Raw genomic sequence first — 25,104 nt, forward strand, 5'->3', positions numbered from 1 at the left:
GTCAATTGATCCGTTCCCGGTCGGCATAGGGATCGGGGATGCCGAGATGGGCCAGGATCTCGGTCTCCAGCGCCTCCATCTCCTCGGCCTCGTCCTCGGTCTCATGATCGTAGCCGATCAGGTGCAGGAAGCCGTGCACGGTGAGGTGGCTGAGATGGTGGTCGAACGGCTTCTGCTCCTCGTCGGCCTCGCGCCGCATCGTCTCGTAGGCGATCGCGATGTCGCCGAGCATGCGCGGCGCGTCATCGTCGCCGCGCGGGCCGGTGGGTTGCAGCGCCGGAAACGACAGCACGTTGGTCGGCTTGTCGATGCCGCGCCAATTGCTGTTGAGGGTGCGGATGCCGGAATCGTCCGTCAGCATGACGGCGATCTCGGCATCGCCGACATCGGCGTCGACCATGTCGGCGGCCGCATTGATGGCGCGATGTATGACGTCTTCGGCGTCAGGCTGGTCCTGCCAGCACTCGGCTGCGACGATGACCTCGGTGGTTGGAATGGGACTTTGTGGCATCCTGGTCGAGTTCTGTGCGGGATAAGCGCGCTCACATCACGCGCCGATCGGCGAGCCTCCTGGGATCATCTCGGGGTCAGCGCGCCTTGGGGCCCTCATAGGCGGCGACGATGCGCGCCACCAATTCGTGACGAATGACGTCCTCGCCGGTGAACCGGACCTGTGCGATGCCTTCGACGCCGTCGAGCAGGCGCGCGGCCTCGGCGAGGCCCGACGTCTGGCCGTTCGGCAGGTCGACCTGCGACGGATCGCCGGTGATGATCATGCGGCTGTTCTCGCCGAGACGCGTCAGGAACATCTTCATCTGCATCGATGTCGTGTTCTGCGCCTCGTCGAGGATGATCGCGGCGTTGGTCAAGGTGCGGCCACGCATGAAGGCGAGCGGCGCGATCTCGATCTCGCCGGCCTGCAGCGCGCGCTCGACGACGCGGGCGTCCATCAGATCGTACAGCGCGTCGTAGATCGGGCGCAGATAGGGGTCGACCTTCTCGCGGAGATCGCCGGGCAGGAAGCCGAGCCGCTCGCCGGCTTCCACCGCGGGGCGCGACAGGATGATGCGATCGACTTCCTTGCGCTCGAACAGCTGCGCGGCCTGCGCAACCGCAAGCCAAGTCTTGCCGGTACCGGCGGGGCCGATGCCGAACACCAGCTCGTGGCGCTTCAGCGCGCGGATGTAGGAATCCTGCGCCGCCGTGCGGGCGCGCACCGGGCGCTTGCGCAAATTGATGCTTTCGAAGGCGTTCTTGCCGTTCTTGGCGTCGAACTCGAACAGCGAGCCTTGCGCGACCACGGCGCGGATCGCGCCTTCGACGTCGCCCTGCGCCAGATCCAGCCCTTTCAGCGCCTGGGCATAGAGCGTTTCCAGCACGCGCCGTGCCGCGTCGCAACCTTCGCGCGAGCCGCCGATGGTGATGTGGTTGCCGCGCGAGTCGACGACGACGCCGAGCCGGCGCTCGACCAGCGCCAGGTTCTGGCCGTACGGACCGACCAGGGCGGACGCGGCGCGGTTGTCGTCGAAATCGATGACGACCTGGGTCTCGGGGGGCATGGACATGTCGCGGTCGAACTTGCGGCTGGGAGCGAGCGAAGATGAATCCGATGCGCTCTTGGGCAAGTGCTCAGCCTCCGATGGACACAGGGGACGTGGTAGGGTGGGGCGTGGCGGGACGAGGCGTGCCGGCTTTGGCGGCCGGCTGCGCGGTCGTCACCAGCTCGCCGAGCAGGCTGTAACGTTCGAGGCTGTCGATCCGCACCGGCAGGACCTGGCCGATGATGTCCTCGGACGCCATGACGTGGGCTGGCTGCAGATAGGCGGTGCGTCCGACCAGCTGACCGGGCTTGCGCGCGGGGCGTTCGAACAGCACGTCGACAACCTGGCCGATCGCAGCCCTGTTGAAGGCCGCTTGCTGGCTGTCGATCAAGCTCTGGAGGCGCTCCAATCGCTCGTCCATCTCGGTCGCTGACACCATCTCCCGCATGTCCGCCGCCGGGGTGCCCGGGCGCGGCGAATATTTGAATGAGTAGGCTGCAGCGTAGCCGATTTGATCGATCAGCGCGAGGGTGGCGCGAAAATCTTCCTCGGTCTCGCCGGGGAACCCGACGATGAAATCCGAAGAGAATGCGATATCCTGGCGGGCGCCGCGGAAACGGTCGACAACTTTGCGGTAGTCGGCCGCGCGATGTTTGCGGTTCATGAGGCCGAGGATACGGTCCGAGCCGGATTGGACCGGAAGATGCACGAACGGCATCACCGCGCCGAGATCGCGGTGCGCCGCGATCAGGCTGTCATCGACGTCGTTGGGGTGGCTGGTCGAGTAGCGGATCCGCGCCACGCCAGGTATTTCGGCGATCCGATAGAGCAGCCGGCCGAGCGTCCAGGCGCCGCCATCGGGGCCCTCGCCGTGATAGGCGTTGACGTTCTGCCCGATCAGCGTGATCTCGCGGACGCCGCTGTCGGTCAGCTGCATCACGTCGTCGACGATCCGCGCCACCGGGCGGGACATCTCGGCGCCGCGGGTATACGGCACCACGCAGAAGGTGCAGAACTTGTCGCAGCCCTCCTGCACGGTCACGAAGGCCGAGATGCCGCGGGCGCGGATGGCCGCGCGGCTGGGCTTGGCGAGGTAGCCGAACTTGTCCTCCGCCGGAAATTCGGTGTCGATCGCCCGCGCGCCGCGGCTGGCCTGTGCCAGCAGCTCCGGCAGGTGATGGTAGCTCTGCGGTCCGACCACGACGTCGACGGTCGGCGCGCGGGCGATGATCTCGGCGCCCTCGGCCTGGGCCACGCAGCCCGCGACCGCGATCTGCATGGTGCGGCCCGCGCGCGCAGCCTCCTCCTTCGCCACCCGCAGCCGCCCGAGCTCCGAATAGACCTTTTCCGAGGCCTTCTCGCGGATGTGGCAGGTGTTGAGGATGACGAGGTCGGCGTCGCCGGCATCGGCGGTCTCGACGAAGCCCTCGGCGCCCAGCGTGTCCACCATGCGCTGCGCATCGTAGACATTCATCTGGCAGCCATAGGACTTGATGTGCAGCTTGCGCGGCGGCGTCATGAACCCTTGCATGCAGTCGGAGGCGCGCCAATCCCGGCGCGGGGCTCAGATATAGGCTAGACGGCCGAAAATCCAGCGAGCGGGGCGGCTTTGTCGCCAAGCCGGCTGAGAATGAGTGGCAATTGCCGCATATCGTCGAAAACGAGGGTCGCGCCGGCCGCCTTCAGCCGGTCCGCATGGCCTGGCCGGCCGTGACTGCCGCCGTGAAACCCGAGCACGGTCATGCCGGCGGCGACACCGCCCTGGATACCGGCAAGACTGTCTTCGACCACGACGCACGCCGCGGGACGGGCGTTCATCTGCGCCGCAGCGAACAGGAACAGATCCGGAGCCGGCTTGCCGTTCTCGACCTGGGAGGACGAGAAGATGTGGGGAGCAAGGCGGTCATAGAGACGGGTGGCGCCGAGGCTCACGCGCATGCGCTGATGCGAGCCTGACGACGCCACGCAGACCGGCAGGTCGAGCGTGTCGAGCACCTCCGCAATGCCCGCGATCGGTTGCAGCTCTTGTTCAAAGGTCCGGAACAGCCGTTCCTGCAGCCTGGCGTTGAAATCCTCGGGCAGGCTGCGGCCGAGCTCGGCCTCGATCTCCTGCGTTGCCTGTTTCGAGGAGCGGCCGAGAAACCGGTCGAACACCTGGTCGGCGGTGATCGGATAGCCGCACAGGCTGAGGACGTCGGCATGGGCCTGACAGGAGATCACCTCGCTGTCGACCAGCACGCCGTCGCAATCGAAAATGACGAGATCCAACTTCGAAGCCGGCGTTGCGTCAGCCATTCGTCTCTTCGTCGAGCGGCACGCAATACAGCTCGAGCCGGTGGTCGACGAGCTTGTAGCCGAGCTTGCGGGCGATTTCCGCCTGAAGCTTCTCGATCTCCTCGGAGGTGAACTCAATCACCTTGCCGTCACGCAGATTGATCAGGTGATCGTGATGGCTGTCGCGCATCTGCTCGTAGCGGGCGCGGCCCTCGCGGAAATCGTGACGCTCGATGATCCCGGCGTCTTCGAACAGCTTCACGGTCCGGTAGACCGTGGAGATCGAGATCTTGTCGTCGACCGCAACACAGCGCCGATACAGCTCTTCGACGTCGGGATGGTCGCAGGCCTCGGCGAGCACGCGGGCAATGACCCGGCGCTGCTCGGTCATCCGCATGCCGGTGGCGGCGCAACGGGCTTCGATGCCGGTGGAACTGAGCGCTGGCGTTGTTTTCAAGGAGGTCATCGTCTCTCGCCTCAAGGATGCGCTTTCTGCCACCAAGTGCAGGTTACGACAAGTCCCGCCGCATCAGAAGCGCATTCAACTGTTCTCCGCCGGGTTGGAGATAGTAGCGTTCCCGGCGGCCCACGGTCGCAAATCCGGCGCGTTCATAGAGACGCCGGGCCGGCTGGTTGTTTTCCTCGACCTCGAGAAAAACCGTTCGGACCCCGCGGCCTGCCAGATGCCCCAGATGCGTCAGCAAGAGATCACGAGAGAGGCCGCGACCGCGCTGATTTGGGTCAAGAGCGACAGATAAAATTTCCGCCTCGTCAGCGCCAATGCGCGAGACGATGAAGCCAATGAGTTTGCGACCGAGTTGCAAACGATGGATCAGCGTGTTGCGCTCGGACAGCATGGCTTCAAACTCGCCCTCACCCCAGCCGCGGTGGAACGAGGCGGCATGGATCTGCGCGAGCCTGTTGGCATCGCGCAACGAGGCGGCCCCGATCGAGGGTTTGGGGCGGCCGAGCCAGCGGAAGAACATGTTCATTATGAAGCGACCGTGCGTGCCGGCTCGGGCACCGCCTTCGCGGGCGGCTTGACGTCGGGGGCGCGCAGGTAGAACGGCCGCGCCGGTGCATGCGCGGGATCCGCCGCTGCCCCGAGCCAGGCGACCCACGCGATGTCGGGGCCGGCCTGCGCATCGATCTCCACCGGAGCCGCCTCGGCAGAAGGCCAGCGTTCTGCCAGCAGGGCGGCCGCGTTGCCGACGAGATGAGGCGCACCGAAGCGTGCGGCGGCGAGCACCTCGTCGATCGCGGCCACCCGAGGCGCCACCAGCTCCTCGCCGCTGCCGCTCACGACTTGATAGTAGACATGATCATGCCGGGCATCGATCGCGGATATCACCGGGTTCGCGCGGTCTTCGCTGACGATCGGCGCCGCATAGGCGGAGAGCGTCGTGACGCCGACCACCGGCTTGTGCGCCGCCAAAGCGATGCCGCGCGCGGCAGAGAGCCCGACGCGCAGGCCCGTGAAACTACCGGGACCGGTCGTCACCGCGATCCGGTCGAGCTCGCGGAAGCCGACACCTGACTGCTGCATCACGCGCGCGATCAACGGCATCAGTGCCTCGGCGTGGCCGCGCATCATCGGCAGCGTTTCGTGAGCGTGCATCGTGGCCGAATCGGTGTCCAGAACGGCAGCGGCGCAATGGTCGAGGGCAGTATCGATCGCGAGTATCAACATCCGGTCAGGTTCGCATTTAGGAGAGCGCCAAATACCAATTATGGTACCTTGATAAAGTCGGTGACCGCCTTCTTACATCCTCATCGGGAAAAACGCATCAAGGCGCAACTACTGACACGCTAAGTTACTGAATTGGAAGCCATTTAAGCAAATCTTTCCGCGCCTGTGGGAGTTATCCGCGCGATACTTTCGGGGGACATGTGCGCCGGCCGTCGGCGATCGCCACCTCCCGTCTCGAGAAGAGGACTCTCCTTGTCGTTCTGGCGCGGTCATTCCGCATCACGCGATGCAACGGCCCAGGTTGAGGCGATCAATCGCTCGCAGGCGGTGATCGAGTTCGGCGCCGACGGCACGATCATCATCGCGAACAAGAATTTCCTCGACGCGATGGGTTATGCGCTGGCTGATATCCAGGGCAGGCACCCCTCGATGTTCGTGGCGCCCGATGTGCGTGACAGCGCCGACTATCGCGCATTCTGGGCGGCGCTGGCCCGCGGCGAATTCCAGATGGGCGAGTTCGAGCGCGCCGGCTAAGGCGGACGCCAGGTCTGGATTCAGGCGACCTACAATCCGATCAAGGACCTCAACGGCAAGCCGTACAAGATCGTGAAATTCGCCGCTGACGTCACCTCGCAGGTCATCACCCGCATGAAGGGGGACAAGGTCCGCGGCATGATGGAGCACGTCGTCGCCGGCGCCGAGCAGCTCAATGCCTCAGTGCAGCAGATTGCGGATGCGATGGCCAAGTCGAAGGACACCGCGACGGCAGCGGTCACGCGTGTCGAGGACGCCGACCAGCAGGCCAAGCGGCTGTCCTCGGCGGCCGGGTGCCATGAGCAGCATCGTCGAGCTGATCGGCAACATCACCGGCCAGATCAACCTCCTCGCGCTCAATGCGACGATCGAGTCGGCGCGAGCGGGCGAGGCCGGGCGTGGTTTTGCGGTCGTCGCCAGCGAGGTGAAGAACCTGGCCAATCAGGCCAAGCAGGCCACCGACAGGATCGGCAGCGAGATCGGCAATCTCAACGGCATCTCGTCCGACGTGGTCGGCGCGCTCGATGCCATCAAGAACGCGATTCAGAGCGTCCATGACTACGTGTCATCGACGGCGCAAGCGGTTGGCGAGCAGAGCGCCGTCACCAGCGAGATGTCGTCGAGCATGCGTCAGGCGGCGGCCGAGGCCGCCAGCATCGGCAAGGCGGCGTGACAAAGAGCGAATAGCGAATGGGGAGGAGCGAATAGCAAGGAAGCGGATCCCTATTCGCTACTCCCTACTCGCTACTCGCCGTTTTCATCACATCGGCCGGACTTCGACCACCTCGGGCACGAAGTGCTTCAGCAGGTTCTGGATGCCGTGCTGCAGGGTCGCGGTCGATGACGGGCAGCCGGAGCAGGCGCCCTTCATGTTGAGATAGACGATGCCGTCCTTGAAACCGCGGAAGGTGATGTCGCCGCCGTCATTGGCGACGGCCGGGCGGACGCGGCTCTCGATCAAATCCTTGATCATGCCGACCGTCTCGGTATCGGCCTCGTCGAAGAACTCGTCGTCCTCGTCGGCGGATTCGTCATTGGCGGCGCTGCCGTCGGTGAGCAGCGGCGCGCCCGACATGTAGTGCTCCATGATCGCGCCGAGGATCGAGGGCTTCAAATGCTGCCACTCGCCGTCGCTCTTGGTCACGGTGATGAAGTCGGCGCCGTAGAACACGCCTGCGACGCCATCGACTGCGAACAGGCGCTCGGCGAGCGGGGAACGGGCGGCGGCGTCGCGGCTGGAAAATTCCATCGTCCCGGTCGGCAGCACGACGCGGCCCGGGATGAACTTCAGCGTGGCGGGATTGGGGGTGGCTTCAGTCTGGATGAACATGGTTTTCTCCGGCAGTGCCGGTTCAAGGCCGGCCTGTGGTGGTGTCATAGCAGATGGCGAGAGGACGCGCACGATCAAGAGGCTTTGAAGCCGTATTTCGTCCTTAAGCCTATGAAAGCGCGTCGATATCGGCATCCTTGAGGTCGCCGGGGACGATCACCAGCGGGATCGGGAAGGCGCCGATGGTCTTGGTGACATGGGTCACCAGCGGCCCCGGCCCTTCGGCGCCGGAATGGGCGGCGAGCACCAGCAGCGCGATGTCGCTGTCATGCTCGATCGTCGCCAGGATCTGCACCGTCGGCTCACCCTCGCGGATGACCCGTTCCGGCGTGGTGACGCCGATCGCCGCCAGCAGCGTGGCGCCCTGGTCGAGCGCGGCGTTCGCCTCGTCCTGCGCCTCCGCGCGCATCAGGTCGGCGACCCCCAGCCATTGCTGGTTCTGGTCCTCGGTCTCGATGATGTGCAGCATCACGATGCGGCCGCCGGCGCGCATCGCCCAGCGCCCGGCATAGCGGATGGCGCGGTCCCATTCGGCGCTGTCGTCGACCACGACCAGGCATTTCGGCGCATGGCCGGTCTGGTAGCTCTGCCGCTGCACCGCCATCCTCGCTCCCGCCTGCTGCGAGTCGATCCGGGCTGGATGCTGCCACAGCCCACCTCCGTTGGGGAGAGGGGCCGCCGGTTCCATTTGCGGTCGGGGCTCCGGCTCGCTTGGCCGGTCCCGGTCAGCGCTTGCGGATGAAGCCGACAATGTCCTTGGCGGTCTTCATGGTCTCGGCGGCAATCGCCTGGGCGCGCTCGCCGCCGTCGATCAGCACGGAATCCACATAGCCGGGGTCGGCGGTCAGGCGCTTCATCTCGGCGGCGATCGGACCGAGCTTGGTGACGCAGAGCTCGACCAGCGCATTCTTGAAGCTGGAGAACTGGCCGCCGCCGAAATCCCTGAGCACGTCGGCCTTGCTGCGGTCCGACAGCGCCGCATAGATCCCGACCAGATTGTCGGCTTCGGGACGGGTGTCCAGACCCTTCTCCTCGGTCGGCAGCGGCTCCGGATCGGTCTTGGCCTTGCGGACCTTCTGCGCGATGGTGTCGGCATCGTCGGTCAGGTTGATGCGCGAATAGTCCGACGCATCCGACTTCGACATCTTCTTGGTGCCGTCGCGCAGCGACATCACCCGGGTCGCGGGACCGGTGATGAACGGCTCGGGCAAGGGGAAGAACAGGCCATCGCCGAAGCCCTGGGCCCGGATCGCGTCGCCGAAATCATTGTTGAACTTCTGCGCGATGTCGCGCGAGAGCTCGAGATGCTGCTTCTGGTCCTCGCCGACCGGAACATGGGTGGCGCGGTAGAGCAGGATGTCGGCCGCCATCAGCACCGGATAATCGTACAGCCCCACCGACGCGTTCTCGCGGTCTTTGCCGGCCTTTTCCTTGAACTGCGTCATGCGGTTCAGCCAGCCGATGCGCGCGACGCAGTTGAAGATCCAGGCCAGCTCGGCATGGCCGGAGACCTGGCTCTGGTTGAACACGATGTGCTTGTTCGGATCGATGCCGGCGGCGATGAAGGCCGCGGTGACCTCACGGGTGTTGCGCGCGAGCTCGGCCGGGCCGCCCCAGACGTCGATCGGCATCGTGATCGCGTGCATGTCGACGACGCAATAGATGCAGTTGTGGGTCTCCTGCATCTTCACGAAGTTGACGATCGCGCCGAGATAGTTGCCGAGATGCAGGTTGCCGGTCGGCTGGACGCCCGAGAAAACCCGTTCCACGAAGGCCATGGTCACTGTTCCGGATGATGGATTTGCTGCGTCGTTTGGCACGGGCGCCTCAAAGGTGCAAGTCGCCGGCGGGCCGTTGCTGGATGGCTCGGAGCGCCTGGCGCCAGTCGATGACGCGGAAGGCCAGCAGAAGCGCCGTGTACAGGATCACGGCGCCACCGATCAGGGCCGCGAGCAGAACGGCCGCGCCGACATGGCCGCCGCGCCATGAGACGCCCGCCTGGGTCGCCACGGTCCAGAGCACCGCGCCCATGGCGGCGGCCGCGAGTGCGATGCGCGGCAGCCGTTGCCGCGATGCAGGGGAGATCGCAAAGCCGAAGCTGGCGGTGCCGCGTCGGATCAGGACCGCAGCATTGGCCCAGCTGCCGAGCGCCAATCCCGCCGCGATGCCGCTCGCTCCAAACGGCTGGCCGAGCAGGAACGCCAGCGCGATCGCGACGCCACATCCGATCAGGGTGGCGCGCAGCGGCGTCTGCGTGTCCTCGCGCGCAAAGAAAGCCGGCTGCAGGGCTTTGGCCAGCACTTGCGCGGGCAGCGCCGCGGCAAGCCAGGTCAGCACCCGCGCCGTTGCTGCGGCATCATCGGTGGTGAAGGCGCCGTGTTCGAACAGCAAACGAATGACCGGTTCGCTCAGGATCATCAGTCCGAGTGTCGCGGGCAGAGCAAGCCCGATGGCGAGCTCGAGGCCATGCGATTGCACCTCCGCCAGCGCCTGCTTGTTGCCGGCGTGCAGCGCGCGGGTCAGCTCGGGCACCAGCACCGTGCCCATCGCAACGCCGACGAGGCCGAGCGGCAGCTCGATCAGGCGGTTGGCGAAATACAGCCATGATACCGCCGATGGCGTGGTCGAGGCGATGATCGCGCCGCCGACGGCGAGCAGCTGCGGGCCGGCGCTGGCGACCATGCCGGGCAGCGCCTTGGCGAAGAAGCCGCGCATCTCAGTGTCGAGCACGACCCGCACCGGTGACGCGATGCCGCCGCCGCGCTGCGCGAGCATCGCGAGCTGCAGCAGCCCGGCGATGCCGATCGTGGCGGCGAGCAGCAGCGCGGCGTGCGACGGGTCCGACTGTTGCGCCAGCAGCACGATCGTCATGATGATCAGCGCCGCGTTGAAGAGCAGCGGGGCAAACGCCGCCAGCGCGAAGCGTCCTTGTGCACTCGATATTGCGAGCAGCACGGTCGAGGGACCGGCGAAGGCCAGATAAGGCAGCATCAGCCTGGCATCGTTCACCGCGAGAGTGAGCGTCTCTTCACCAGCGAAGCCGGGCGCCAGCACCGTCATCGCCAGCGGCATCAGCAGCGCCAGGGCGATCGTGGCGGTGAGAAGGCCGGCGCTGACGGTGCCGAGCACGCGCCCGGCAAAAGCCGCCGCCTTCGTCGGGCCTGCCTTCTGGTATATTCGCAGCCACGCCGGCACGAGGGCCGCATTGAGCGCGCCTTCCGTCAGCAGCCGTCTGACCACGTTGACGAGCTGAAACGCCGCGAGAAACGCGTCGGTGACCGGTCCGGCGCCCAGCAGCGCGGCGATCAGCGCGTCCCTGCCGAAGCCGAGCAGGCGCGAGCTCAGTGTTCCTGAGAGCACGGTCACGAAGGATCGGATCATGAGGCCTTCTATAGCAGCGCCGCTTGTGATAGGCCGCAGCGTTTGCAAACGCCGTAAACGGGGCCAGTGGATGACTGACGCGAAATACGATGTTCTCGGCATCGGCAACGCGATTTTCGACGTGTTGGTGCAGGCCGATGAAGCCTTTCTCGCCAGGCACGGCATGACCAAGGGCAGCATGGCGCTGATCGACGAGGCTCGCGCGGCCGCGATCTATGCGGACATGGGCCCGGCCACCGAGATGTCGGGCGGTTCAGGGGCCAACACCATTGTCGGCGTCGCCAGCCTTGGCGCGCGTGCCGCTTATGTGGGCAAAGTCAAGGTCGACCAGATCGGGAAGATGTACGCGCACGACATCCGTGCGGCCGGTGTTGCCTTCGACACCGCGCCTGCCGCCGACGGTCCGGCCACCGGCTGTTGCTACATTCTGGTGACGCCGGACGGCGAGCGCACCATGAACACCTATCTCGGTGCGGCCCAGAACCTCACCGTCGCCGATATCGATCCCGCCCAGATTGCAGCCGCGCGCATCGTCTATCTCGAAGGCTATCTGTGGGACCCGAAGGATGCCAAGGACGCGTTCGTGAAGGCCGCGACGATCGCGCATGATGCCGGCCGCGAGGTCGCGCTGACGCTGTCGGATTCCTTCTGCGTCGATCGCTATCGCGAGGAGTTTCTGGACCTCATGCGCGGCGGCACGGTCGATATCGTGTTCGCCAACGAGGCCGAACTGCATTCGATGTACCAGACATCAGACTTCGACAGCGCGCTGAAGCAGCTGCGCGAGGATGCCACGCTCGGCGTGGTCACCCGCAGCGACAAGGGCTGTGTCGTGGTGTCGAATGACGGCGTCATCGCCGTGCCGGCGCATCCGATTACGACCCTTGTCGATACCACCGGCGCCGGTGACCTGTTCGCCGCCGGCTTCCTGTTCGGGCTGGTGCGCAAGACCGGCTACGAAATCGCCGGCCGCCTCGGCGGCCTCGCCGCCGCCGAGGTGATCCAGCACATCGGCGCAAGGCCGCAGGTGTCGCTGAAGGATCTGGCGGCGCAGAGCGGGCTGAAGGTCTAACTCAAAGGACAGTGTGGGACGGAGACCGGCGCCGCTTACTCGGTCCCTCTGACCTCCTGACCTCGCCCCGCTTGCGGGGAGAGGTCGGATTGCATCGAAGATGCAATCCGGGTGAGGGGGGCTTTCCGCACGGTCGGTGCGCGCGGCTGCCCCTCACCCCGACCCTCTCCCCGTAAGAACGGGGAGAGGGAGGGCACTGGCCGCGCCGCGCGCGTAACTCATTAGTTCAGGCGTAACAGCTCCTCGGGGGCGCGCGATGTTGCGATCATCCGCGTCGCCCCGTTTACCTCATCACGCCGCCTTCTGCCCGCCCGCGGCGCCCAACCCGGCATAAACCCCGCGCTCGAATCCGGCGAAGGTTTCCAGGCACAGCCGGTCGGCGAACGGCAGCAGCTGCATCAGGATGACGCCGGTGACGTCGCGCGCGGGGTCGATCCAGTAGTAGGTGTTGGCGAGGCCGGCCCAGGCGAGGCTGCCGGCGCTGCGGCCTTCGGCGGTCTGCGCCGTCGTGATCATGAAGCTCAGGCCCCATTTCTTGACGATGTCGGGATAGAGGTCGACGTCGTTGGTCACGCCGGGTACGGCGGCGGCCATCTTGGTCATTTCGAGCTCGCCGATGTGATTGTCGCGCATCGCCGCGACGGTCTCGGGCTTGAGCACCTGGTTGCCGTTGCCGCGGCCGTTGTTGAGGATCATCCGCGTGAAGCGGATGTAGTCGCCGGCCGTGCCGTAGAGCCCGCCGCCGCCCATATGGAATTCCGGCTCCTGCTCGATCTCGAACGGGATCGGCGCCAGGCTGCCGTCCTCGCCGCGCGCATGCATGCCGACCAGGCGCGCGCGCTGCGCGGCGCCGAGCTTGAAGCCGGTGTCGTCCATGCCGAGTGGCGCGAACAGATTGTCACGCAAGTAGGTGTCGAGCGTCTGGCCGCTCGCAGCCTCCACCGCCTTGCCGACGAAATCGATGTTGATGCCATATTCCCAGCGCGTGCCGGGATCGGAGGCGAGCGGTAGTTTCAGCGCGTCGTTCTTGCAGGTGATGATGCCGGGCGTGCCGGCCTTCTGCACATAGGCCGCCATGTCGCCGTTCCACATGTCGTAGCAGAAGCCGGCGGTATGCGTCATGAGGTGGCGCAGCGTGATCGCGGTCTTCGCCGGCCGCAGGATCGGCTCGCCCTTGGCATCGAAGCCGTCGAGCACCTGGGGCGCGGCGAGATCCGGCAGCACCGCGCCGATCGGCGCATCCAGCGACAGCCGGCCCTGTTCGACCAGCTGCATGCCGGCGGCGCAGGTGATTGCCTTGGTCATCGACGCGATCCAGAACACGCTGTCTGATGTCATCGGATCGGCGCGCCCGAGGTCGCGCTTGCCGAACGCGCCCTCGTAGATCACCCCGTTGCTGTCCGCCGCGACCGCGACGACGCCGGGGATCTCGCCGGCATCCGCCTTCTGCCGCAGCACGCTGTCGATCTCTGCCTTGCTCTGCATGGGTCTCCTCCGTTTCCGTTCTTGTTGACGGTACGTGATTGTTCCCCGGTCCGGTGCGGGCAGCAAGAACCGGCGCAGCAAAGCTGATCGCGATCTCGTGATGATGCGCCGCGAATGATACCGGCGGGGACAACGGCGCCGGAGAAGTCACAGCGCTTCAAATTCTTTAGAGAATCATGATTAGTTCCATCGAGCCGTGAGTCCGTCACATGGGCGCCATGTTCCCACCACGGGCTTCCGACTGTTGTGAGTTGCAACCATTTTTGCATTAAAGGGTTCAAGAACCGGCTTTTTCGAGCCGAAGGTATGGCTTTGGCGGCAACGTCCGCTGATGGGGGCGATATGATTTCGAAGTGGAGCGAGTGGAAGCGGTATCCGCGGCCGGGTCGCGGTGACAATATCGAGGCACCGATCACCCCGGGAATCTACGAGGTGCGCATTGCCGCCACAGGCGCGCTGTATTCGTTCGGCGCGGTCGACAATGTGGCGCAGGCGCTGGCGCTGCTGCCCGTCGGGCAGAAATCCTGGTTCGGCCGCCGCGATCCCGCCGCTTTGCCGGATCTCGAATACCGGACCTGCGCGACCTCGACCAAGGCTGACGCCAAGGCCGCAGCCGAGCGCATGATCGGCCGCCGCGAGACCTATATGAGCGGCGCGGCCTGATCAGGCGCTGGCCCGCCGGCACCGCATTTGGTGCTGTTGAGGCACGCTTGGCCCGGTCGAATGTACCGTTCACGCGGCGCACATGCGGTGCGCGGATGCCGGGCCATGGCTATATTCGGAGCGATAGACCGCTCCGAGGAGACGCCCGATGACCCCGACCGCCGCCGCCCGCTCGACGACATCAGCCACTTCCAGCCTGCGCGACCGCCTGAAGGACGCCGCGCTGCTGCGCGAGCAGTGCTACATCGATGGCGCCTGGGTCGGCACGCCGGAATTCGCGGTCAACAATCCCGCCACCGGCGCGGAGCTCGCCAAGGTGGCGCAGCTCGGCGCTGAAGAGGCGACGCAGGCCGTCGAGGCGGCGTCGCGCGCCTTCCCCGTCTGGGCCAAGCTGACTGCCAAGCAGCGCTCCAATACCTTGCGCAAATGGTTCGAGCTGATCATTGCGAACCGCGAGGACCTCGCGCTGATCCTGACCTCCGAGCAGGGCAAGCCGCTGACGGAAGCGCTCGGCGAGGTCGATATCGGCGCCGCCTATATCGAGTTCTTCGCCGAAGAGGCGCGTCGCGTCTATGGCGAGACCATTCCGACGCAGAAGCCCGATGCGCGCCTCCTGGCGCTGAAGCAGCCGATCGGCGTGTGCGGCGCGATCACGCCGTGGAATTTCCCGAACTCGATGATCACCCGCAAGGTCTCGCCGGCACTCGCCGCCGGCTGCACCGTGGTGCTGAAGCCGGCTAACGAGACGCCGCTGTCGGCGCTGGCGCTGGCGGTGCTCGCAGAGCGCGCCGGTATTCCCAAAGGCGTGCTCAACATCATCACCGGCGACGCGCCCCCGATCGGCAAGGTGCTGTGCGAGCATCCTTCCGTTCGCTTCGTCGGCTTCACCGGCTCGACCGAGGTCGGCAAGATTCTCTATCGCCAGTCGGCCGGCACCGTGAAGAAGCTCGGTCTCGAGCTCGGCGGCAACGCGCCGTTCGTGGTGTTCGACGATGCCGACGTCGATGCGGCGGTCGAAGGCGCCATCGTCTCGAAGTACCGCAACATGGGTCAGACCTGCGTCTGCGCCAACCGGCTCTATGCGCAGGACGACATCTATGATGCCTTCGTGCAAAAGCTCGCCGCCAAGGTTGCGGCCATGACGGTCGGCGAGGGCACCGAGGCCGGTGTCGTGCAGGGCCCGCTGATCAACGAGGATGCCGTCGAGAAGGTCGAGCGCCACATTGCCGATGCGGTGAAGGGCGGCGCTAAGATCGTCACCGGCGGCAAGCGCCATGCGCTCGGCCGCACCTTCTTCGAGCCGACCGTGCTCAGGGACGTCAAGGCCGACGCGCTGGTCGCGCAGGAGGAGACGTTCGGGCCGCTGGCGCCGGTCATCCGTTTCAAGGACGAGGCCGACGTGATCGCGATGTGCAACGCCTCGCCGTTCGGTCTCGCCTCCTACTTCTACGCCCGCGATCTCGGACGCGTCTGGCGTGTGGCGGAAGCGCTGGAATCCGGCATGGTTGGCGTCAACACCGGCCTGATCACGACAGAGGTCGCGCCGTTCGGCGGCGTCAAGGAGAGCGGTCTCGGCCGCGAAGGATCGCATCACGGCATCGAGGAATATCTCGAGATCAAATACGTGATGATGGCCGGCGTCTGAGCTTCGGGCGCCGGAGCTCAGGCCGGCTTCAAGCCGTCTTCAAGCCGTCTTGGGCAGCTTGTCGACCGGCACCGTGTAGGACTTGTTGCCGACCTGGTAGATGACCTTTCCGGTCTTGCCGTCGTCGGTCGAGATCTGCGTCTGCTCGAACATGATGACGTTCTTGTAGACGATCCCGGTGCCGGTGCGCGTGATGCCGTTGGTCATGACGCTGACCTGCGCCTCCTTGCCGTTGACGGACAGGACACGGAAGCTCGCGCTCATGCCGTTCTCGCCGGAATAGCCAGCCCAGCTCCCGGTCAGATTGCTCTCATTGGCCGGAGGAGCCTGCTTCTCGAGCATCGCGGTGGCCTTGCCGCCGCCGGCCGAGAACAGCAGCACGGCGTTCTTGCCGTTCTTGGTGCCGAGCGTGACGGCGCCGAAGTCGATGGTCGAACCGTTGACCTGGCCGATGCCGCGCTCGGTGCGTCCATTGTGGGTGTATTCCACCGTCGCCGCGGCGCCTCGGATGTTGACGACCTTGAAGCTCACCGCCTGGCCACTGGCCGTCCAGCTGCCTTTCCATTCGCCGAGCAAATTGCTCTGGTGATAGACCCGCTCCATCGCGGGTGAGATCTGGTTGGTGCTTCGGACGACCGCCATGTGCGCGTGCTTCCCAGGAGCTCGATCGCTCGTTGTCCCCGTGTGTCTGATCGTTTCAGAGTGTTGCTAACGAGGCGTAGGTCGACAGCGTTAACGAAAGGTGAACCCGGCTGCTCCGAGCCCCGGGTCGCCGCGCGACGGATCGTCTCAGCACCGCCGCGGCGCACCGTGGCCGTGTCCAGGCGGATGCGATGGCGAGACACCGCCGGGGGATACGGGCCGCGCGGCTTGCCGAGCCGCGCGTGATCGCCGACCATGCCGCCGGAATCACCCGCCCTCGATGTGCGAGCTCGACCATGACTGCAGCACTCACCCGCACCGCCGTCGGCCGGCTTCCCGAAGCGGATGCGCGCCGCCTCGATGCGGACGGCTATCTGCTGCTGCGCGGCGCGATCCCGGCGGCGTGGCTCGCGCCGCTGCGGGAGGCGTTCGAGGCGGGCACCGTGCCGTCGGAGCAATGGCCGGTGCCGCGCGGTCGCGACTGGCGTCATGCCATGGTCGACCTTGACCCGACCGTGCAGCGCGTCTGCCGGCTTCCGGTCATGCTCGCCGCCGTGCATCACATCCTCAGGGCGCCATTCTTCCTCGGCCAGGTCGAAGGCCGCGAGCCGCTTGCCGATGGCGGCCAGCAGCCGCTGCATCGCGACGGCGTCGACCGGCTCTGCACCGATGCGGTCTCGGCGCTGGCCTTCCTCGATCCGTTCGGCCCCGACAACGGCGCCACGCAGGTCGCGCCGGGCACGCATCACCGCGAGACCGATGATGCTGCGGCCGCGTCATCCGCCTTCGTCACCGCAGGCGAGGCCGGCGACATCCTGCTGTTCGACGTCAATCTCCTGCACGGCGCCACCCGCAACCGCAGCGGCGCCCGCCGCCGCTCGCTGCTGATCACCTACGCGCTGTCGACGCAGCAGGACGACTGGCGCCGCACGCGCGCCTTGCGCGCGGTGCGGATGGATCAGGACGAGGTGTTCGGGGCGGAGTGAAAGGGCCTGAGCTCGTCGTTCATGGTGCTCGCGTGATCATCGAGGCCAGATCGTTCATCCTCTATGGGTTGACGCATTCAGAGCGATTGGGGATTAGTGTTGAACGCTTTTTGGCTCAGTACGGCATCTGCGAATATCGCCTATCGCGATAGGCCGGGTAGCGGTCCGGCCGTGGTCTACATTCACGGTCTCGGTTGTGCATCGTCAGCCGAGTATGCGGGTATTGCAGCCTCGCCTGTTCTTGCGGGAAGGCGAGCGATCCTGGTCGATTTGCTGGGCTCAGGATTGAGTGATCGGCCCGAAAGCTTCAGCTATTCCATCGAAGATCACGCGCGCTCGGTTGCCGACCTGCTCTGCGACCTTGTCGCCGGTTCGGTCGTTCTCTTTGGTCATAGCATGGGCGGTACGATCGCCATCGTGCTTGCCGAAATTCTAGGTACGAAGGTGGAGCGCCTCATCCTCAGTGAGCCCAACCTCGATCCCGGCGGCGGACTCTTCAGCAGAAGAGTCGCCGCTATGTCTGAGCCTGACTACGTGGCGCGGGGCCATTTTGAGTTGGTTGAGGCATCGAAAGCCGAAGGCAATGCTGTATGGGCGACGTCGCTCGCGGAAAGCGCTGCCTTTGCCGTGCACCGCGAGGCAGTCTCGCTGATCAAGGGCAGCCCGCGGACGTGGCGCAGCGTTCTTTATGGCTTGAAGAGGCCGAGAACGGTCATCGTCGGTGAGCGCTCCCTGCCTCACCTCGATATCAGCGATCTATCGCGCCACGGCATTTCACTCACCGTCGTTGCTGATGCCGGACACTCACTCGCGATCGAAAATCCGGATGGGTTGGCAACTGCCTTGCATCGCGCGCTGACTTGAGGACCCGCGCGGGAATTCAAAGATAGGGCAGGAGCAATAGCCAAGCGTGTGATTCATGCGAGATGCTGTGAATCGCGATCTCGCGCTCCGGCGCGAGCCTCCCAGGGAGAAACGACGATGAAGCTGTACGACAATGCAACCGCACCGAGCCCACGCCGCGTGCGCATCTTTCTCGCCGAGAAGCGTCTTACCCTTCCCGCGGTCCAGGTCGATCTGCGCGGCGGCGAGCAGTTCACGCCGGCATTCCGCGCCATGAATCCCGATTGCACGGTTCCTGTGCTTGCGCTCGACAGCGGCGCTGCGATCACCGACGTCGTTGCGATCTGCCGCTACATCGAAGAGCTGTATCCTGATCCTAACCTGATGGGGACGGACGCGGAGCACCGCGCTCTCATCGAATGCTGGGTACGTCGGATCGAGTGGGACGGCATCTACGCCATCGCGGAGGCATTCCGGAACAGCGCGCCGGGGTTGGAGCGCCGGGCGCTGCCGGGACCGCTGTCTCTCGACCAGATTCCGGCGCTTGCCGAGCGGGGACGCCGGCGCGTGCAGCACTTCTACACGTGGCTCGATACGCGTCTCGCCGATCACCGCTTCGTCTGCGGACCCGAGTTCACGATCGCGGACATCAGTGCGTTGGTGACGGTCGATTTCTCGGCGCGGGCCAAGCTCGATCCGCCAGCTCATCTGCGCCAGATCGCACGATGGTACGGCGAGGTGTCGAGCCGTGCCAGCGCGAAGGCCTGATGTGATCGGGGATCGATTGGGGTGCTCTCACCCCGCCAGCCTGGCCAGCCCCTCCCAGTCGAAATTGATGCCATGGCCCGGCCGCATCGGGGCTACCGCCATTCCGTTCTCCAGCACCAGCGGATGCGCGATATAGCGGTCGAGGCCGAAGCCGTGGGCTTCGAGGAAGGAGCGGTTGGGGCAGGCGGCGAGCAGGTGCACCGTGATGTCATGCGCGCCGTGGCTGGTCACGGGCAGGTTGAACGCCTCCGCCAACCGCGCGATCTTCATGAACGCGGTGACGCCGCCGCAATTGGTCACGTCGGGCTCGGGATAGGACACCGCGCCCGCAGCGATGTAGTTCTTGAAGTCCCACAGCGAGCGCAGATTCTCGCCGGCCGCGATCGGCACGCCGCCGGCGCTGAGAATGCGCGCGTGTCCCGCGATATCGTCGGGAATGGTCGGCTCCTCCAGCCAGGTGAGGTCGAACGGCTGGAGCGCGCGGGCGGCGCGGATCGCCTCCTCGACCGTCCACTTCATGTTGGCATCGGCCATCAGCGGAAAGCCGTCGCCGAGATGTTGCCGCATCGCGCGCACGCGTGCGACGTCGGAGCCGAGATCGGGCCGCCCGACCTTCATCTTGATGGCGCGAAAGCCCTTGGCGAGATTGTCGTCGGTCTGCTTCAGCAGCGCGTCGACGGAGAGATCGAGGTCGATGCCGCCGGCATAGCAGGGCACATGCGCGTCGAAACCGCCGAGCAGGCGGAACAGGGGCAGGCCAGCGCGCCGCGCTTTGAGATCCCACAGCGCGATGTCGAGCGCCGACAGCGCCAGCACGACCGGGCCGCCGCGTCCGCCATAGTGCAGGCCCCACCACACAAGGTGCCAGATCGCCTCGGTGTCGTCGGCCTCCTGGCCTCCAACCAGCTCGGAGATCTCGCGCCCGACGATGTCGGCGACCGCATATCCGTTGCGGCCGACCGTATAGGTGTAGCCGATGCCCTCGGCGCCATCGGCATCGCGCACCCGGCAGGTGATCAGCTCGAACGCCGTCATCTCGCCATGGGTGCTGTCGGACAAGGTCACACTGAGTGGAATGCGATACAGCCCGGTCTCGATCGATGCGATCACGGCCATCGGCGCGGTTCCTTCCCTGGATTTTTGGCGAAGGTTATGCTCGTGGTGGGGCGAGGGCAATTGCGAACGGCGCATGGCGGACGCGGGCCGGGCCTCGATATCGATCAGCGTGATCCATGGATGTGGTGAGTGTGCATGACGAGCGATCGCGACATCCTGGCTCTGGGTGACCTCGATGGCTCCGATGTCATGGGCATGCTGGCGCGCGCGCAGCAGCTTGCCGCCTGCTGGCAGGCGCGCGAGATGCCGCAGACGCTTGCAGGCCGGCGCATCGCGCTCGTGGTCGATGACGGCGGCTGGCGCAATACCACCGCCTTCGATCTCGGCGTGCGATCGATGGGCGGGCTGTGCGTGCACGCGCCGATCCGTCTCAACGCGACGGAGGCGGTGGAGGATCTCGCCGCCTATCTCGACAACTGGTTCGATGCGGTGGTCTGCCGCACGCCGGAGCTCGAGATGCTCTATGCCTTGTCGCATTGGGCGCAGGCGCCGGTGATCAACGCACGCACGCGGCAGAACCATCCCTGCGAGACGCTCGGCGACCTCGCCTTCCTGTGGCATCGCCGCGGCGCGATCGAGGGATTGAAGATCGCCGTGGTGGCGCCCGCCGCGAACATCCTGGGCTCGTGGATCGAGGCCGCGCAGGTGCTTCCGATCGAAATCGTCCAGGTCTATCCGGCACGATGGCATGCGCCGGGAGATTCGCCGCGTTTTCGCGTCGCGACCGATCTCGGCGAATTGCAGGACGCCGACGTGATCATCACCGATTGCTGGCTGGGAGATGACGATGCCGGCGACCTGCAGGACTATCAGATCACCGCGGCGCTGCTGGATGGCCTGCGGCCGGACCTGGACTTCCTGCCCTGTCCGCCGGTGACGCGCGGGCATGAGGTCTCTGCCGATGCCATGCTGCATCGCGCCTGCCGGGTGGTGCAGGCCAAGGCATTCCTGCTGCATGCCCAGAATGCCGCGCTCGAATGGGTGTTCGGCGGGCCCTGAGGCCGAGGCTGAAGCGCCTTGCGTGCCGCTGCTGCCACGATCGGAGGCGCTGGCGTTTACGGCGCGACCGGCCGCGCCTATGCTCGGACATGTCCCCGATCCATTCAGTCCTGCTCGACCTCGACGGCACCCTGATCGACTCGCGCCCCGGCATTGCCGCGAGCACGCTGGCCGCCTTGCGCTCGCTCGGACATGCGCCTGACGACACGCTCGACGTCACCGCTGTCATCGGCCCGCCGCTGCAGGACATGCTGCGCGTGCTGCTGCAGGCCTATGGCGACGACCGTGTCGACGACGCCGTCTTGGCCTATCGTCAGCACTATGGCGACATCGGCCTGTTCGGCTGCGCGCTCTATCCCGGCATTCGCGAGGCGCTGCAGGAGCTGCAAGGTGCCGGCCTGCGCATCTATCTCGCGACGTCGAAACGTGAGGTGTTCGCGCGGCGCATCCTGGAGCATTTGGATCTGGCCTCGTTGTTCGCAGCCATTCACGGCTCGGTGCCGTCGGGTGCGCTCGACCACAAGCCCGAGCTGCTGGCGCATATTCTCACCCAGCGGAATATCGCCGCGCGGGACAGCCTCATGGTCGGCGACCGCCGCCACGACGTCGCCGGCGCCCACGCCGTCCGGATGAAGAGTCTCGGTGTGCTCTGGGGCTATGGCAGCCGCGACGAGCTCGAAACCGCGGGCGCAGACCGTCTCGTGGAAAATCCCGCCGATCTCGCGCGCGCGGTGCTGTCGATGTTGCAGCGTGAGTCCGGTTAGAAGCAATTGCCGGACGCATGACGACGTCGGGGCATGTCGCCAATCTTGCACCGGAACCGGAAAGCCGCGAAGATCGTGGCCAGCTCAGTGATCATCCGGGAATACCAGCCACATGCAGTTCGACGACGTCATCCTCGGCCGCCGCAGCATCCGCGGTTACAAGCCGGATCCCGTGCCGCGGGCGCTGATCGAGGAGATCCTCACCCTGGCGATGCGCGCGCCGTCGTCGATGAACACCCAGCCGTGGAATTTCTACGTCATCACCGGCGAACCGCTCGATCGCATCCGTGCCGGCAACACCGAGCGCATGATCGCCGGCGTGCCGCAGTCGCGCGAATTCCGCATCGGCCAGCCGTTCGATGGTGCGCACCGCGAGCGCCAGATCGGCGTCGCCAAGCAGTTGTTCTCCGCCATGGGCATCGCGCGCGACGACAAGGAGAAGCGTCAGGACTGGGTGCTGCGCGGCTTCCGCCAGTTCGATGCCCCGGTCTGCATCATCGTCACCTATGACCGCGTGCTCGCCGGCAGCGACGATACGCCGTTCGACTGCGGCGCCGTCACCAATGCGCTCGTCAACGCCGCCTGGTCGCGCGGCCTCGGCGCCGTGATCAACAGCCAGGGCATCATGCAGTCACCGGTCGTGCGCGAGCACGCCGGCATCGCCGACGACCAGGTCATCATGAAGAGCATCGCGCTGGGCTGGCCGGATCATGATTTCCCGGCGAATGCTGTGGTGTCGGAGCGCAAGTCGGTGAAGGAAGCGACGGTGTTCGTGGGTTTCGAGGATTAGTCGTCGCTTCGTCTCTCGATCATGGCGCGCCCGCGGCGCGGCAATCAAGCTGCGCCGTTCAGCAGCACCCAAAGCCGCGCGATCCGGCCGTCGACGATCTCTGCCACATCGGCGCCGGTCACCGCGACAGGGCCGCCGTTCGGCCCCGCCTGCCAAGCAAGATGAGCCAGGCCATGGTGACCCACCGCGGGTCCTGAGGGCACGAAGGTGAAATCGGGCCCGAACTGCTCAAGCAGTTCGCCGGCGACGCGCGAGATTTCGGCCCGGCCCTGGATGACGTTGGTCGGCTCGAACATGACGGGGGCTTCCACGAACAACTCGGCGATCGCATCTGCGCGCTTTGCCGGATCGCGCTCATTGAAAACGCGGTTGAGGTTCGATCGAAGAAGATCGTCGTAATCGGCTGATAAGTGCGACATGGCTTGTTCCCTTTGTTTGCCTTTGTCCCAGCGCGCAACGATGGTCGAGCGCAGGGCTGTAGTCACTGTGGAGATCCAACGGCTCGCTCGGTGTGACGTGCCAGCTGTGCTGCTGGCCTCACACCTGTCGCCTCAGACCTGTGCCTGGCCGCGACGAACAACTCGGCGCCGTTGACGAAGTAGCCGCGCACGGACCACGGAGATGGTGAGTACGGCGCCACCGCGATCTCGTCCGCTGAGACATCGTAGCTGCGCCTTTGCCCACCCTGCTGCGCGTGCGCGCCATCGTTTTGATCCATGCTTCCACCGGCAGCGTCAGCGCTGCTGCTCCAACGGCAGCGGAGCCGCGGCCTTGCGGGTCTGGATAGCGATGTTGCTGCGGACCTCGCGCACGATCGACAAGCTCAACAGCCGTTCGACCAGGAATTGCCGATAATGCTCCAGATCAGCAGTGACGACCTCGAGCAGGTAGTCCGAATCTCCTGACACCAGATGACAGGCGAGGACCTCGGGCATGGCACAGACGGCCTCTTCGAAGGCCAAAGCATGCTCATTTGCGTGTTCTTCGATCTTGATGGCGAGGAATGCCGAGAACCCAAGTCCGACGCCGTCACGGTTCAGGACGGCGCGATAGCCTTGGATGATGCCTTCCTGCTCCAGACGCTTCACACGACGCAGGCAAGGGGATGGCGACAAGCCGACCCGCTCGGCAAGCTCGACATTGCTGAGCCGCGCATCGGCCTGCAACTCCCTGATGATGCGCTGGTCGATCGCGTCGAGCCTGACTTTTGGCATATCTCTGACAATGGCAGCTTCAGAAGAGGGGTTTGTTGCGTAGGAGGCCAGGATGATAGCACAGTTTGCAAGGACATGCGCGCGGGGGCCGGGTCAGAATTGAGACCGTCAAAAAACCCGGAGATCCCGAACATGGCCGATATCGCCACCCTCCCCGCACTTGTCGCCGCCGTCGAACTATACTTCGATACGATGTTCGATTCCGACATCGGCCGTTTCGACCGCGTGTTTGCGCCGACCGCGCAACTGCATGGCTTGCGCGATCAGAAATTGCGGGTCCTGACCGCAGCCGAGTATCGTCATCTTCTGGCGGACAATCCCTCTCCGAAGTCGAAAGGCGCGCCACGCCGCCAGGAGATTCTGCTGATCGACGTCGCGTCACCGTCGCAAGCGGTCGTAAAGGTGAGAGTCCGGATCGATCTGATCCTCTATACCGACTATCTCTGCTTCCACCTGATCGATGGGCAATGGATGGTGACGGCCAAGTCATTTCACATCGAGCTGTAGCTGTAGGGTGGGCCAAGCGGCCGCCGACAGGCGGCGGCGTGCCCACCATCGATCAGCGCGTTGATCAGCGAGATGGTGGGCACGGCGCCACCACGAGTGTGCGCCGAGGCCGCCAGCATGGCTGCTCCTTTGCGCACCTTACGACGTATGCGCGTCGGGCAACTGCGCCGCTGCATTTTGCGCTTGCTAATTTTCCGAATTCATGATCTTATTCGCGCATCCCGTCCTCATGCAGAGGGGCGTACGCGTCGTCACGATACGTTGAGGCGGGGAGCGGTGGACGCGGGCCTGTCAGGTGCTCAAGCGCTGGACGATTGGCAGCTCGCGGACGGTCAAGCCGTGTGGTCCTGGCGCCCCGATGCTGGCGCCAAGCCTCGGTGACATGACGTGTCATCAGGTGACGGGGGCAAGAAAGCCGGTTCCCGGGGAGAGCACGGAGCAGCCGTTAAACCCATCGCGCAGGGAGGGCCGGGATGTCTCGGCTGAACCTGTGGTACCTGCCGCCTGCATTTTTTTTCCGCAGGCGGGCCATGGGAGCAGCCAGCTCCCGGCCTTCCCTGCGCCCTCGGCTATTCAAGGGCGTGAACGATCCGCAAAGCTCGGGTAAATCAGGCCGCGAGATCGCTGAGGCGCGCCCGATCTTCAGGCGCTCAGCGAAGATCGCAATTCCCATGGTTGGTGATGAGAATGCAAATTCGGCGAACTCGCTCGGTGCTCACCTCGCCCCGCTTGCGGGGAGAGGTCGGATTGCATCGAAGATGCAATCCAGGTGAGGGGGTACAGGTATCTCCGCAGTCACTCCCGATGCGGCTGCCCCTCACCCCAACCCTCTCCCCGTGAAGAACGGGGAGAGGGAGCGC

General features: G+C 65.6%; 26 protein-coding genes and 1 pseudogene. 11 read left to right on the top strand and 16 right to left on the bottom strand.

The window, feature by feature from the left end; translation table 11 throughout:
- Position 1 precedes the first annotated feature (1 nt).
- From ybeY to tsaB, 7 genes are all read right to left on the bottom strand, one after another.
- Positions 2–511 (bottom strand): rRNA maturation RNase YbeY, encoded by a 510-nt coding sequence (ybeY, locus tag QQL87_RS13400; RefSeq protein WP_284418619.1) that lies wholly within the window; start codon positions 509–511, stop codon positions 2–4.
- 76 nt (positions 512–587) lie between these two features.
- Positions 588–1,625, bottom strand: a complete 1,038-nt coding sequence (locus QQL87_RS13405) for a PhoH family protein (RefSeq protein ID WP_284418620.1) — start codon at positions 1,623–1,625, stop codon at positions 588–590.
- Positions 1,626–1,629: 4 nt separating this feature from the next.
- Positions 1,630–3,060 (bottom strand): tRNA (N6-isopentenyl adenosine(37)-C2)-methylthiotransferase MiaB, encoded by a 1,431-nt coding sequence (gene miaB, locus QQL87_RS13410; protein ID WP_284418621.1) that lies wholly within the window; start codon positions 3,058–3,060, stop codon positions 1,630–1,632.
- A 56-nt stretch (positions 3,061–3,116) separates the two neighbouring features.
- Entirely contained in the window at positions 3,117–3,836 is a 720-nt protein-coding gene (locus QQL87_RS13415) for an HAD family hydrolase (RefSeq protein WP_284418622.1), read from the bottom strand.
- On the bottom strand, positions 3,829–4,281 hold the full coding sequence (locus QQL87_RS13420) for a Fur family transcriptional regulator (protein ID WP_284418623.1): 453 nt from the start codon (positions 4,279–4,281) through the stop codon (positions 3,829–3,831). Before QQL87_RS13420 ends, QQL87_RS13415 begins: the two co-directional genes overlap by 8 nt.
- 43 nt (positions 4,282–4,324) lie before the next feature.
- The gene (gene rimI, locus QQL87_RS13425; RefSeq protein WP_284418624.1) at positions 4,325–4,807 is read right to left on the bottom strand and encodes a ribosomal protein S18-alanine N-acetyltransferase; all 483 of its coding nucleotides are present in this window, start codon (positions 4,805–4,807) and stop codon (positions 4,325–4,327) included.
- Positions 4,807–5,505, bottom strand: coding sequence for a tRNA (adenosine(37)-N6)-threonylcarbamoyltransferase complex dimerization subunit type 1 TsaB (gene tsaB / locus QQL87_RS13430; protein ID WP_284418625.1), 699 nt, complete (start codon positions 5,503–5,505; stop codon positions 4,807–4,809). Before tsaB ends, rimI begins: the two co-directional genes overlap by 1 nt.
- A 297-nt stretch (positions 5,506–5,802) precedes the next feature.
- Between tsaB and QQL87_RS13435 the strand changes: the two are divergent.
- Positions 5,803–6,712, top strand: a pseudogene (locus QQL87_RS13435) (methyl-accepting chemotaxis protein); the annotation flags it as partial.
- A gap of 87 nt (positions 6,713–6,799) precedes the next feature.
- Here the strand turns inward: QQL87_RS13435 and QQL87_RS13440 are convergent.
- The 4 genes from QQL87_RS13440 to murJ all read right to left on the bottom strand — a co-directional run bounded on the left by QQL87_RS13440 (position 6,800) and on the right by murJ (position 10,750).
- Positions 6,800–7,369, bottom strand: coding sequence for a NifU family protein (locus tag QQL87_RS13440; RefSeq protein WP_284418626.1), 570 nt, complete (start codon positions 7,367–7,369; stop codon positions 6,800–6,802).
- Between the two features lie 109 nt (positions 7,370–7,478).
- Positions 7,479–7,973, bottom strand: coding sequence for a universal stress protein (locus tag QQL87_RS13445; RefSeq protein ID WP_284418627.1), 495 nt, complete (start codon positions 7,971–7,973; stop codon positions 7,479–7,481).
- Between the two features lie 121 nt (positions 7,974–8,094).
- Entirely contained in the window at positions 8,095–9,147 is a 1,053-nt protein-coding gene (gene trpS, locus QQL87_RS13450; protein ID WP_284418628.1) for a tryptophan--tRNA ligase, read from the bottom strand.
- A 49-nt stretch (positions 9,148–9,196) separates the two neighbouring features.
- A complete protein-coding gene (gene murJ / locus QQL87_RS13455; RefSeq protein ID WP_284418629.1) occupies positions 9,197–10,750 on the bottom strand; it encodes a murein biosynthesis integral membrane protein MurJ in 1,554 nt (517 codons plus the stop codon).
- A 70-nt stretch (positions 10,751–10,820) separates the two neighbouring features.
- Here murJ and QQL87_RS13460 point away from each other — a divergent pair, with 70 nt between their 5' ends.
- Entirely contained in the window at positions 10,821–11,822 is a 1,002-nt protein-coding gene (locus QQL87_RS13460) for an adenosine kinase (protein ID WP_284418631.1), read from the top strand.
- A gap of 291 nt (positions 11,823–12,113) precedes the next feature.
- Here QQL87_RS13460 and QQL87_RS13465 read toward each other — a convergent pair whose 3' ends face one another.
- Positions 12,114–13,307: a serine hydrolase domain-containing protein gene (locus QQL87_RS13465; RefSeq protein ID WP_284418632.1), complete on the bottom strand. Its 1,194-nt coding sequence runs from the start codon at positions 13,305–13,307 to the stop codon at positions 12,114–12,116.
- A 342-nt stretch (positions 13,308–13,649) separates the two neighbouring features.
- Here QQL87_RS13465 and QQL87_RS13470 point away from each other — a divergent pair, with 342 nt between their 5' ends.
- The gene (locus tag QQL87_RS13470) at positions 13,650–13,970 is read left to right on the top strand and encodes a hypothetical protein (protein ID WP_008964807.1); all 321 of its coding nucleotides are present in this window, start codon (positions 13,650–13,652) and stop codon (positions 13,968–13,970) included.
- A gap of 148 nt (positions 13,971–14,118) precedes the next feature.
- Positions 14,119–15,615, top strand: a complete 1,497-nt coding sequence (locus QQL87_RS13475; protein WP_284418633.1) for an NAD-dependent succinate-semialdehyde dehydrogenase — start codon at positions 14,119–14,121, stop codon at positions 15,613–15,615.
- A gap of 39 nt (positions 15,616–15,654) precedes the next feature.
- Here the strand turns inward: QQL87_RS13475 and QQL87_RS13480 are convergent, their stop codons facing one another.
- Positions 15,655–16,257: a hypothetical protein gene (locus QQL87_RS13480; protein WP_284418634.1), complete on the bottom strand. Its 603-nt coding sequence runs from the start codon at positions 16,255–16,257 to the stop codon at positions 15,655–15,657.
- 296 nt (positions 16,258–16,553) lie between these two features.
- Between QQL87_RS13480 and QQL87_RS13485 the strand changes: the two genes are divergently transcribed.
- From QQL87_RS13485 to QQL87_RS13495, 3 genes are all read left to right on the top strand, one after another.
- Positions 16,554–17,243, top strand: coding sequence for a phytanoyl-CoA dioxygenase family protein (locus QQL87_RS13485; RefSeq protein WP_284418635.1), 690 nt, complete (start codon positions 16,554–16,556; stop codon positions 17,241–17,243).
- 99 nt (positions 17,244–17,342) lie between these two features.
- Entirely contained in the window at positions 17,343–18,107 is a 765-nt protein-coding gene (locus tag QQL87_RS13490; protein ID WP_284418636.1) for an alpha/beta fold hydrolase, read from the top strand.
- Between the two features lie 117 nt (positions 18,108–18,224).
- Positions 18,225–18,854 (top strand): glutathione S-transferase family protein, encoded by a 630-nt coding sequence (locus QQL87_RS13495; protein WP_284418637.1) that lies wholly within the window; start codon positions 18,225–18,227, stop codon positions 18,852–18,854.
- A 27-nt stretch (positions 18,855–18,881) separates the two neighbouring features.
- On the opposite strand, the gene QQL87_RS13500 is transcribed toward QQL87_RS13495, so the two are convergent.
- On the bottom strand, positions 18,882–19,970 hold the full coding sequence (locus QQL87_RS13500; protein ID WP_284418638.1) for a mandelate racemase/muconate lactonizing enzyme family protein: 1,089 nt from the start codon (positions 19,968–19,970) through the stop codon (positions 18,882–18,884).
- A gap of 135 nt (positions 19,971–20,105) precedes the next feature.
- Between QQL87_RS13500 and QQL87_RS13505 the strand changes: the two genes are divergently transcribed.
- The 3 genes from QQL87_RS13505 (at position 20,106) to QQL87_RS13515 (ending at position 22,523) form a co-directional block, all read left to right on the top strand.
- Complete coding sequence (locus QQL87_RS13505; protein ID WP_349817271.1) at positions 20,106–20,969, top strand: ornithine carbamoyltransferase; 864 nt, start codon at positions 20,106–20,108, stop codon at positions 20,967–20,969.
- Positions 20,970–21,058: 89 nt separating this feature from the next.
- Positions 21,059–21,733, top strand: coding sequence for an HAD hydrolase-like protein (locus QQL87_RS13510; RefSeq protein ID WP_284418639.1), 675 nt, complete (start codon positions 21,059–21,061; stop codon positions 21,731–21,733).
- A gap of 112 nt (positions 21,734–21,845) precedes the next feature.
- On the top strand, positions 21,846–22,523 hold the full coding sequence (locus QQL87_RS13515; protein ID WP_284418640.1) for a nitroreductase: 678 nt from the start codon (positions 21,846–21,848) through the stop codon (positions 22,521–22,523).
- A gap of 44 nt (positions 22,524–22,567) precedes the next feature.
- On the opposite strand, the gene QQL87_RS13520 is transcribed toward QQL87_RS13515, so the two are convergent.
- Both QQL87_RS13520 and QQL87_RS13525 read right to left on the bottom strand, forming a co-directional pair.
- Positions 22,568–23,008 carry a nuclear transport factor 2 family protein gene (locus QQL87_RS13520; protein WP_502871164.1) on the bottom strand — a complete coding sequence of 147 codons (441 nt, stop codon included), beginning with the start codon at positions 23,006–23,008 and terminating at the stop codon, positions 22,568–22,570.
- Positions 23,009–23,257: 249 nt separating this feature from the next.
- Entirely contained in the window at positions 23,258–23,737 is a 480-nt protein-coding gene (locus tag QQL87_RS13525; RefSeq protein WP_284418641.1) for an Lrp/AsnC family transcriptional regulator, read from the bottom strand.
- 132 nt (positions 23,738–23,869) lie between these two features.
- Between QQL87_RS13525 and QQL87_RS13530 the strand changes: the two genes are divergently transcribed.
- Complete coding sequence (locus tag QQL87_RS13530) at positions 23,870–24,244, top strand: nuclear transport factor 2 family protein (RefSeq protein WP_284418642.1); 375 nt, start codon at positions 23,870–23,872, stop codon at positions 24,242–24,244.
- Positions 24,245–25,104: the final 860 nt, after the last annotated feature.

It is taken from the genome of Bradyrhizobium sp. SSBR45G (assembly GCF_030159255.1).
Classification (GTDB): domain Bacteria; phylum Pseudomonadota; class Alphaproteobacteria; order Rhizobiales; family Xanthobacteraceae; genus Bradyrhizobium.

Coding starts and splice junctions, on each gene's coding strand:
- tsaB (WP_284418625.1), bottom strand. CDS start 5,505: ATGTTGATACTCGCGATCGATACTGCCCTCGACCATTGCGCCGCTGCC.
- QQL87_RS13475 (WP_284418633.1), top strand. CDS start 14,119: ATGACCCCGACCGCCGCCGCCCGCTCGACGACATCAGCCACTTCCAGC.
- QQL87_RS13440 (WP_284418626.1), bottom strand. CDS start 7,369: ATGTTCATCCAGACTGAAGCCACCCCCAATCCCGCCACGCTGAAGTTC.
- QQL87_RS13530 (WP_284418642.1), top strand. CDS start 23,870: ATGGCCGATATCGCCACCCTCCCCGCACTTGTCGCCGCCGTCGAACTA.
- QQL87_RS13485 (WP_284418635.1), top strand. CDS start 16,554: ATGACTGCAGCACTCACCCGCACCGCCGTCGGCCGGCTTCCCGAAGCG.
- QQL87_RS13500 (WP_284418638.1), bottom strand. CDS start 19,970: ATGGCCGTGATCGCATCGATCGAGACCGGGCTGTATCGCATTCCACTC.
- QQL87_RS13465 (WP_284418632.1), bottom strand. CDS start 13,307: ATGCAGAGCAAGGCAGAGATCGACAGCGTGCTGCGGCAGAAGGCGGAT.
- QQL87_RS13470 (WP_008964807.1), top strand. CDS start 13,650: ATGATTTCGAAGTGGAGCGAGTGGAAGCGGTATCCGCGGCCGGGTCGC.
- QQL87_RS13495 (WP_284418637.1), top strand. CDS start 18,225: ATGAAGCTGTACGACAATGCAACCGCACCGAGCCCACGCCGCGTGCGC.
- QQL87_RS13480 (WP_284418634.1), bottom strand. CDS start 16,257: ATGGCGGTCGTCCGAAGCACCAACCAGATCTCACCCGCGATGGAGCGG.
- QQL87_RS13515 (WP_284418640.1), top strand. CDS start 21,846: ATGCAGTTCGACGACGTCATCCTCGGCCGCCGCAGCATCCGCGGTTAC.
- QQL87_RS13415 (WP_284418622.1), bottom strand. CDS start 3,836: ATGGCTGACGCAACGCCGGCTTCGAAGTTGGATCTCGTCATTTTCGAT.
- miaB (WP_284418621.1), bottom strand. CDS start 3,060: ATGACGCCGCCGCGCAAGCTGCACATCAAGTCCTATGGCTGCCAGATG.
- QQL87_RS13525 (WP_284418641.1), bottom strand. CDS start 23,737: ATGCCAAAAGTCAGGCTCGACGCGATCGACCAGCGCATCATCAGGGAG.
- QQL87_RS13420 (WP_284418623.1), bottom strand. CDS start 4,281: ATGACCTCCTTGAAAACAACGCCAGCGCTCAGTTCCACCGGCATCGAA.
- QQL87_RS13505 (WP_349817271.1), top strand. CDS start 20,106: ATGACGAGCGATCGCGACATCCTGGCTCTGGGTGACCTCGATGGCTCC.
- rimI (WP_284418624.1), bottom strand. CDS start 4,807: ATGAACATGTTCTTCCGCTGGCTCGGCCGCCCCAAACCCTCGATCGGG.
- QQL87_RS13510 (WP_284418639.1), top strand. CDS start 21,059: ATGTCCCCGATCCATTCAGTCCTGCTCGACCTCGACGGCACCCTGATC.
- QQL87_RS13460 (WP_284418631.1), top strand. CDS start 10,821: ATGACTGACGCGAAATACGATGTTCTCGGCATCGGCAACGCGATTTTC.
- QQL87_RS13445 (WP_284418627.1), bottom strand. CDS start 7,973: ATGGCGGTGCAGCGGCAGAGCTACCAGACCGGCCATGCGCCGAAATGC.
- murJ (WP_284418629.1), bottom strand. CDS start 10,750: ATGATCCGATCCTTCGTGACCGTGCTCTCAGGAACACTGAGCTCGCGC.
- ybeY (WP_284418619.1), bottom strand. CDS start 511: ATGCCACAAAGTCCCATTCCAACCACCGAGGTCATCGTCGCAGCCGAG.
- trpS (WP_284418628.1), bottom strand. CDS start 9,147: ATGGCCTTCGTGGAACGGGTTTTCTCGGGCGTCCAGCCGACCGGCAAC.